Genomic DNA, 8,644 nt, shown 5'->3' on the forward strand with positions numbered 1-8,644 from the left:
TCTTGTCATGTTTTTTGAAAACGGCTTGTCATGCCATCAGCCTGTTTTTTTCGATTTTCCCCATAACCTATACAGAGGGGTGAAAAAACTGCCCCATCAAAAAGGAAATGGAGGGAATCTGTATGAATCTATTTGAAGTGGTGAAAGCCAGTATTAACGCACAGGAAGCAGCGCAGGCGTATGGAATCGACGTCAACCGCCATGGCATGGCACTGTGTCCGTTCCATAATGACCGTCATCCGAGCCTGTATGTATCGGATGACCACTACCACTGTTTTGCCTGTGGGGAGCATGGGGATGTGATCGACCTGACCGCCAAACTGTTTGACCTTCGGCTGTATGATGCGGCCCGAAAACTGGCATCGGACTTTCACCTTGCACCGGACAAGCCCTTGCCGGAAGCCATTCGCCGGAAAAATGAACACAAAACCAGAGCACAGCAGCTTCGTGAGAACGAGCAGCTGTGCTTTCCTGTTTTGAACGAGTATCGGCGGCTGCTCCAGGATTGGAAAAAACGGTATGCACCGCAAGCGCCGGAAGATGTGCCGGACGAGCGGTTTGTGGAAGCCTGCCACCGTCTGCCATGGGCAGAGTATCAGCTGGACATCCTGCTGCAAGGCGATTCCTATGAACGAGGCGAAGTCGTGAGCGAACTAACAGCAGATGGATACATCCGCAAGCTACAGGCCCGCCTGAGAGAGGAGCGATACCATGAACAACCCTGTTTGGATTGATGAGAAAGGGAAAATCATCGAGCCGGAATATTGCCGGGATTTCCTGTCCCGGCATCCAATGCGCTGTATCAATGACCACTTTTATACTGTGGAAGGCCCGTTGCCGGATGAAAGCAAATTGAAGAGAATGATTTATGAGGAAATCTCGCCCTGGCTGCATGACAAGGTCGCACAGACGGTGGAACAGGTGCTCAAGCCGTTGAAGCTGGCGGCATACGCAGACCCTTTGCCCCTGCAATGTGACCGCATCCATGTGGCGAACGGCACTTGTTTTCTGGACGGTACATTCACAGAGAAAAAAGAGTATTGCAGCAATCGCCTGTCGGTGTCTTATCGGGCAGATGCTCCTGCACCGGAACACTGGCTGCGCTTCCTTTCGGAATTGTTGGAGCCGGAGGATATTCCCGCCTTGCAGGAGTATCTGGGCTACTGCCTGATTCCATCCACCAAAGGACAGAAAATGCTCATGCTGATCGGCAAGGGCGGCGAGGGCAAAAGCCGGATCGGTGTGGTGATGAACGCCATTTTCGGGCTCAACATGAATACCACTTCCATCCAGAAAGTAGAGAACAGTCGTTTCGCCAGAGCCGACCTGGAGGGCAAGCTGCTCATGCTGGACGATGATTTGGACATGAATGCCTTGACCAAGACCAACTATGTAAAATCCATCGTGACAGCAGAACTGCGGATGGATTTGGAGCGGAAGAAAGAACAGAGCTATCAGGGGCTGCTTTATGTTCGCTTCCTCTGCTTCGGCAACGGGGCATTGACTGCACTTCATGACCGCAGCGACGGTTTCTTTCGCCGCCAAATCATTCTGACCACCAAAGACAAGCCTGCGGACCGGTTCGATGATCCGTTTCTTGCCGAGAAACTGATTGCCGAAAAAGAGGGGATCTTCCTCTGGATGCTGGAGGGATTGCGGCGGCTGATTGCTAACCACTATCACTTTACCATCAGCCAGAGAGCCAAGGACAATATCTCTTCCGCTGTTCGGGATGCCAACAACATTCTGGACTTTCTCGATTCTGAGGGTTATGTGGCATTCAAGGCCGACTATGAAGCCAGCACCAAAAATCTGTATACAGCCTATAAGCGGTGGTGTGAGGACAACGCAGAAAACCCACTGTCCCCAAAGAGCTTCGCAAATCAGCTCAGCCAAAATGCAGAACGCTACAATTTAGAGCCTGTCAGCAATCTGCACATCGGCGGCGGAAAGCGGTGCCGGGGATATATGGGCATTTATGTTCTGCTCTCGCCTATGGAGTTGTAATGAAATTTCAAAACCTTCTGTTCGTGCGTTCATGCGTTCCTGATCAGGTGCAGCCTGTGGAACGAAGGAACGCACGAACGCAAAAAATCGAAGCTCATTTTTTATTGTTCGGCTCAGAGGACGCTCTAAAATCCGCACTTTCCAATCAATGGTTGTGCAAACAGTGAAAAACACTGCCGTAAACAGAACGCAAATCATCATTCGGTGATTTGCGAAACAGTGACGCTGGTATGCGGAAGAGTGGCTATTTTCACGGTTTCGCTTGCAAGCCCACCTAATCGCAAAGTCGATGGGGTGCTGTTACGGACAGTTCTTCATGGACGCAATCCTGAGTGATTTTTAAGAAGTAATCAAGATTTACTGTACCGTGCAGCGTGTATGCTCCACGGTAAAACCATTTCATGAAAGAATGAGGTGTTTTCTATGAAATCCAATTTGAGAAATGAAATCAAGTCATACATCGTGCGTTCCGGCTACACGATGCAGGAAGTCGTTGACCAGCTTTCTGAGGATTACGGCTGGAGCGACAGCGTTTCCAACTTGTCCAACAAGCTCCAGCGGGAGTCTCTGCGGTATGTGGAGGCGGTACAACTCGCCGATGCCCTTGGCTATGATCTCGTATGGCAGAAGCGGAGGGACAAATAATGTCCGCCGTTCTTACCCACCGTATCTCCCGTCCCCATCTCCAAATCTGCAGATTTGGAGATGGATGGCAGAGTGGATTTGCAAAATCTGCTCTGCCTGTGAGCGGCAGAAATGAAGCAATCGAGATTGCGGAGAGGCTGTCGGTCACACCGCCTTTTGAGGATTTGGGTACCACACACAAACCTCTAAAGGCGGCAAGGCATCCGCAGATGCCGCATTCCCCCTCGGAGAGCCCACGGCACTTTGCAGCCCTTAGGGATGAAAGTGTCATAGTGGGTTATTACACTTCCCGCAGGAAGTGCATCCCCGTCCCTCAGCCGTCTGCCATACAACGGAAAGGAGCTGATTTTTATGGCCAGAAACGACGGAATCGACCGCACCTTTGCCCGTAACCAGGACTTGCCCACCCTTGATGATGTGGCAAAAGTTCAGGAACATAACGAACGAGAAAAGGACAGCTACTCCAACCAGGATATTGATACCACCCAGACCTACCGGAATATCCACTTCAAAGCTCCCACCGACAGCTATGCCGCTATGTTCGATCAAATGATTGCCGATGGCGTCATCTCCACCCGTGGCCTGAAAGCCGATGCGGTGAAATATGGGGAGCTGATTTTTGATGTGAACTCCGCTTACTTCCACAACCACGGTGGATACGAGTATGCCAAGCAATTCTACACCGACGCATACAAAGCTGCCGTAGAGATCGTGGGCGGTGAGCAGTATATCCTCTCTGCCGTCATGCACGCCGACGAGCGCAACCGGGCTATGTCGGAAGCTCTGGGGCAGGATGTGTATCACTACCACCTTCATGTGGTCTATGTCCCGGTGGTAGAAAAACAAATTCTTTGGTCGAAGCGGTGCAAGGATAAGTCCCTTGTGGGCACGGTCAAGGAAACGATTATGCAGGTCAGCCGGAGCAAAAAGTGGGAATCCAAAGTTGCTCTGGATGAACAGGGCAATCCGCTTCTGACCTCCAAGGGCAAGAAAGTCCTGCGGACATCGTACAGTGTCCTGCAAGACGATTTCTTCAACTATATGAAAGCTGCCGGATATACCGATGTGGAGCGTGGAGAGCGTGGCAGCACCGAAGAACATCTGACTGTGACCCAGTTCAAAGTGGTACAGGAGCAGCAGCGGCTGGAAGATGTGACCGCTCAAATCGCTCAGACGGAGCAGGCACTGGACACTGCACAGGCTGCTGTTGAGAAAAAGCAGAAGGAGCTGCAATCCCTGCAAAAGCAAACCAAAGAACAGCGCACCGCTGCCTTAACCGTACAGGAAATCCGCTCCATGGGGAAAAAGACGATCACCGGCAATATCACTCTGACCCCATCCGAGTGCAGCACACTCAAGGATTATGCGGTCAATGGGATTCTTGCCAAGGCGGAAAACAGCCGTTTGGAAGAAAAACTGCAAAGCGCACAAAAAAGTGCCGCTGTCTGGAAACAGCGATATGAGTCGCTGAAAGAACAGGCACGGCCCTATCTGGAAGCTATCAAGCTCGCACCCGAAAAGGTGCGGGCTTTTATTGATGCCATTTTGACCCGAACCCGACAAACAAGGCAGCACGATCAACCTTCCCGCCGTAAGTCGCAGGATATGGAACTTTAATTGATGGAGGAAACTGCATGAGAAAACACAAAGATTTTATGAGCGAACCCGACTATGGTTATATCGACATTGAATCCTGCTTTGAACCGATTTTTGAGCCGCCGTTGGAAACTCTGGAAGAATGGCGCAGCTGGGAGGATGAACCAGAACCGACACTGGAAAACACCTCGGTCTATGTCACAGAACCGGATGGTATTCAATATTTTTACTGCGGCAATACCCGGATTCAGGTATCCGAGCATTTCTCCCAGGCAGGCAAACCCATGGACAAGCTGATTGAAAATGTGATCCAGTATGCTGCCCGCAACGCCGGATAAACCCATTCCACAACAAAATGTCGTTGAACCACACCCACGCTTACGGTATAATAAAAGCAGAAGTATTGTAAGCGTGGGTTGTTTCGATTAGAAGGAGGATTTTTACCGTGAAACAACCTTACAATACCGCACTCTATATGCGTCTCAGCCGTGACGACGAAAACTATGGCGACAGCGTGAGTATCGAGACCCAGCGCACTATTTTGCAGCAGTACGCAAAGGAACATGGTCTTTCGGTGTATGGCGAATATGTCGATGACGGATGGAGCGGAACGAACTTTGAGCGTCCCAGCTTTCAGCGGATGATGGATGATGTGGAGGCCGGAAAGGTCAACTGCATCGTTACCAAAGATCTCAGTCGCTTTGGCCGTGAACACGTAATGATGGACTACTATCTGGAATTTGTGTTCCCGGAAAAGCAAATCCGCTACATTGCCGTGGCCGAAAACGAGGACACAGAAAAAGGGCTTTCGGATTTTGTGCCGTTCAAGAACCTTTTCAACGAATGGTTTGCAAAGGATACCAGCCGCAAGGTGAAAACGGCGCTCAGTGCCAAATTTGCCGCAGGAGAACGCACTTTTGCCTATGCGCCGCTGGGATACATCCGCCATCCCGAAATCAAAAACACTTTGGCCATAGACGAAGAAACCCGCTGGATCATCGAGAAAATCTTTGACCTTGCGCTTCATGGAGCGGGTGCAGCGAAGATCACCAAGACCCTGATTGCAGAGAGAGTCCCGACTGCGGGCTGGCTCAATTATCAGCGGTATGGAACTTTCGCCAATATCTATGCCAATGCGCCGGAAGAAAAATCCTATGCCTGGACGATTGCTCAGGTCAAAAGTATTCTGCAAGATGAAACCTACATCGGCAACAGCGTACACAATAAGCAGACCAATATCTCTTATAAAAACAAGAAAAAGGTTCGCAAGCCGAAAGAAGAATGGATTCGGGTGGAAAATACCCATGAGGCGATCATTAGCCGGGATGTGTTTGAGCAGGTACAAAAGCAGATCGCCAGCCGCAGACGGCAGCAGAAGGATGCCACAACGCAGATTTTCGCCGGTCTTGTAAAATGTGCAGATTGTGGCTGGTCTATGCGCTTCGGCACGAACCGGCAGAATAAAACGCCGTACAGCCATTTCACTTGTAGCCAGTACGGACAGATGGGGACACAATGCTCGGCGCATTATATCCGCTATGACACGCTCTATGTCTATGTGCTGTCCAGAATCCAGTTTTGGTCCCATCGGGCGCAGCTGAGCGAAGAAAAACTCTTGCAGCAGATTTTGAAAAACGGTGACCGGGAACGCGTGACTGCTGCCAAGCGTCAAGAATCCGAGCTGAAACGGGCGGAAAAGCGCAAGGCAGAAGTGGACGGAAAATTCGTCCGAATGTACGAGGACTGGTCTGCCGGACGCATCACCGAATATAACTTCAATCTGCTGACGAAAAAGTACCAGGCAGAACAGCTGGAGCTGGAGGAAAAGATCAGCCGCTTGCAAGCGGAACTGTCAGCAGAACAGCAGACGGCTCTGGATGCCGAAAAGTGGATTTCTCTCATCAAGCAGTACGCCAATCCCACGGAATTGACCGCTGAACTTCTCAATACCCTGATTGAGAAGATTGTGATTCACGAGGCCACCAAAGGTTCGGATGGTATGAGAGAGCAGGAGATTGAGATTTACTACCGCTTTATCGGCAAAATTGATTAACCTGTATCCATATCCTTAACTTTGGGAAACCGGGACCACCTACCCGGACATTACCACCCTGCCCGCTCTGGCCCGGGTGCTGAGGACAGATTTGAATACCCTGTTGTCCTTCCAAGAGGAACTGACCGACGAGGAGATTGCCCGTTTTCTGGAAGAACTGGACCGCATGATCTCTCAGGAGAGCTATGACGCCGCGTTCCAGCGGGCCATGGACCAGATCCATCAGTACCCCACCTGCGAAAAGCTGATTTACACGGTTATCTTTTATCTGGACGGCGCCAGGTTCCTCCACGGCGTTCCAAACCCGGACGCCTATACCGACCGGTTGATCCCCTTTTATGAGAGTATGTCCCACAGCCAGACACAGGAAATCCGGGATGCCGCCCTGGCCATGTGCATCGCCTATCACCGCAACCGGAAGGATTTCACCCGGGCGGAAGAGCTTATCAATACCATCCCATCCACCCGCATCGATAAAGAGGAGCAGTTGGCCACCCTCTACACCCAGCAGGAAAAATGGGAGGATGCCCAGCGGCTCTGGGAGCGCCGGATCCTTCAGAGTGCCACAGAGCTGCAAACGGCGTTGATCCATCTGATGGAAATTGCGGAAAAAGAGGGCCGCCCACAGGATGCCCAGTTCTGTGCGGATACTTATCAGCAGGTCTCCAGCCTGCTCCATGTAACCCAGTGGATCCCCTACACCGCCAAATTCCAGCTGGCCTCTCTCCGGCAGGACAGGGCTGCCTGTCTGTCTGCCCTCCGCCACATTCTTCCTGTACTGAAAGAACCCTGGACTCCCCAGACGTGTCCTCTTTACCGCCACATGGGAGACGGGGATCTGGCTGCTCTGGCCCAATCTCTCTATGACCGGATTACGGACGACCTGGAGCACAGCGAAGAGTTTGCCTTTTTCCGGGGAAGTCCGGAGTATGAACAGCTTCGTCCGCTGCTCCGGGAAGAGGGCTGAGACTTTCCCAAAAAGAAAAGAGAGGGACTGCGGCATATGCCGCAGTCCCTCTTCTCTGCTTCAAAACAGCTGCCCGGGCAGCTTCAATTTTTCTTTAGGCGGAAAGCTCTGGTCAAAGACCTCGGCCGCAGCCTCATCCACATAGTAGCCTTGGGGCGTATGATAGACGCCGGTCACGCCGTCCAGAAAGCCCGGACGGAGCTCTCTCAGCAGAAAATATGGAACCAGTTCCTGCTCCGGTTCCCCGTGGTAGCGGATTCCCCGGGTCCCGGCCAAAACAAAGCCGGATTTGCCATAGAAATCCAGGTTTCCCTCGATGCACAGAACACCGGCGCCCAGTTCCTTGGCTTTTTCCATGGAGTAGTCCAACAGATACTTGCCCAATCCCCGGCGCTGAAGGTCGGGGCGAATACTGATGGGTCCAAAGGTCATCATAGGGATCTCCCGACCGTCGTCGGCCTTGATGATGGCGCGCATATACAGGACATGGCCGATGAGCGCTCCATCCTGCTCCATGACCAGGTCCAGCTCAGGCACAAAGGCGGAGTCATTGCGCAGCACATGGACCACATAGTGCTCCAGACAGCCGGGACGGTACACATTCCAAAATGCCTCCCGGGTCAGGTGCTCCACGGCGGCATAGTCTGCGGGAGTCTCTTGGCGGATGATGATGTTATGTTGCTTCATGATTGTTTCCTCCTGAATATTGTGGATTCAATATTGGGAGGCCTGCGGATCGTGCTCCGGCCTCCCGGTCAGGGCACAATCTCCAAGGTGTTGTTTCGTTTCAAACAGCATGTCTCCTGAACTTGATATTCCGGCAAAGCCGGTATAGGTATCATACCATTTCTTTCAAATCCCGGCAAGCAGGGAAAATCAGGCAGGTCCGCAGAAGAAAAAACTTACAGGTTAGCGCCGTAGTCGATGACCAGCACCTGTCCGGTCACTGCTTTGGACTCGTCACTGGCCAAAAACAGCAGCAGATTAGCCACATCCTGAGGCTGGCACACGGGCAGGGTAAGGTCGGCGTGCTTAGCCATGGCGCCCATCATATCGGGGTCCAGGTTGGCAGGGTTGAGGCCGGCGGTCATGGGAGTGGCTACCGTGCCAGGGCACACCGCGTTGCAGCGCACATTGACGGAAGCGCCCCGCATGGCAATATTCTTGGTCAGGCCGATGATGGCTGCCTTACTGGCCACATAGGCCGCGCCGCCGTTGCCGCAGTAGCCTGCCACGCTGGCCACATTGACGATGGAACCGCTCTTTTTGGCCATGAGCACCTTGGCGGCCTCCCGGGTGAGGTAAAGGGTGCCCTTGGTGTTGGTGTCCACCAGGCGGTCGATGGTTTCATCGCTGATCTTCTCGATGGCGTCCAG

At 52.3% G+C, this 8,644-nt stretch carries 9 protein-coding genes; 7 read left to right on the forward strand and 2 right to left on the reverse strand.

Features of this window, described 5'->3' with window-relative positions:
• The first annotated feature begins 122 nt into the window (after positions 1-122).
• The 7 genes from ACLTXB_RS10270 to ACLTXB_RS10300 all read left to right on the forward strand — a co-directional run bounded on the left by ACLTXB_RS10270 (position 123) and on the right by ACLTXB_RS10300 (position 7,268).
• A complete protein-coding gene (locus ACLTXB_RS10270; protein WP_428226918.1) occupies positions 123-734 on the forward strand; it encodes a CHC2 zinc finger domain-containing protein in 612 nt (203 codons plus the stop codon).
• Complete coding sequence (locus tag ACLTXB_RS10275; protein WP_428226919.1) at positions 712-2,007, forward strand: DNA primase family protein; 1,296 nt, start codon at positions 712-714, stop codon at positions 2,005-2,007. The genes ACLTXB_RS10270 and ACLTXB_RS10275 overlap by 23 nt, the downstream gene beginning before the upstream one ends.
• A gap of 423 nt (positions 2,008-2,430) precedes the next feature.
• Entirely contained in the window at positions 2,431-2,652 is a 222-nt protein-coding gene (locus ACLTXB_RS10280; RefSeq protein WP_428226920.1) for an LLM class flavin-dependent oxidoreductase, read from the forward strand.
• A gap of 351 nt (positions 2,653-3,003) precedes the next feature.
• A complete protein-coding gene (locus ACLTXB_RS10285) occupies positions 3,004-4,269 on the forward strand; it encodes a plasmid recombination protein (protein ID WP_428226921.1) in 1,266 nt (421 codons plus the stop codon).
• Positions 4,270-4,286: 17 nt separating this feature from the next.
• Complete coding sequence (locus ACLTXB_RS10290) at positions 4,287-4,586, forward strand: hypothetical protein (protein ID WP_428226922.1); 300 nt, start codon at positions 4,287-4,289, stop codon at positions 4,584-4,586.
• A 107-nt stretch (positions 4,587-4,693) separates the two neighbouring features.
• Positions 4,694-6,301 (forward strand): DUF4368 domain-containing protein, encoded by a 1,608-nt coding sequence (locus ACLTXB_RS10295; protein ID WP_428226923.1) that lies wholly within the window; start codon positions 4,694-4,696, stop codon positions 6,299-6,301.
• A gap of 91 nt (positions 6,302-6,392) precedes the next feature.
• The gene (locus ACLTXB_RS10300) at positions 6,393-7,268 is read left to right on the forward strand and encodes a helix-turn-helix domain-containing protein (RefSeq protein ID WP_428226924.1); all 876 of its coding nucleotides are present in this window, start codon (positions 6,393-6,395) and stop codon (positions 7,266-7,268) included.
• Between the two features lie 60 nt (positions 7,269-7,328).
• Here ACLTXB_RS10300 and ACLTXB_RS10305 read toward each other — a convergent pair whose 3' ends face one another.
• Together ACLTXB_RS10305 and ACLTXB_RS10310 are read right to left on the reverse strand one after the other, a co-directional pair.
• The gene (locus tag ACLTXB_RS10305) at positions 7,329-7,955 is read right to left on the reverse strand and encodes a GNAT family N-acetyltransferase (protein WP_428226925.1); all 627 of its coding nucleotides are present in this window, start codon (positions 7,953-7,955) and stop codon (positions 7,329-7,331) included.
• Between the two features lie 215 nt (positions 7,956-8,170).
• A partial coding sequence (locus ACLTXB_RS10310; RefSeq protein ID WP_428226926.1) for an SDR family NAD(P)-dependent oxidoreductase occupies positions 8,171-8,644 on the reverse strand: 474 nt, incomplete at its 5' end.

The organism is Flintibacter sp. (assembly GCF_046973065.1).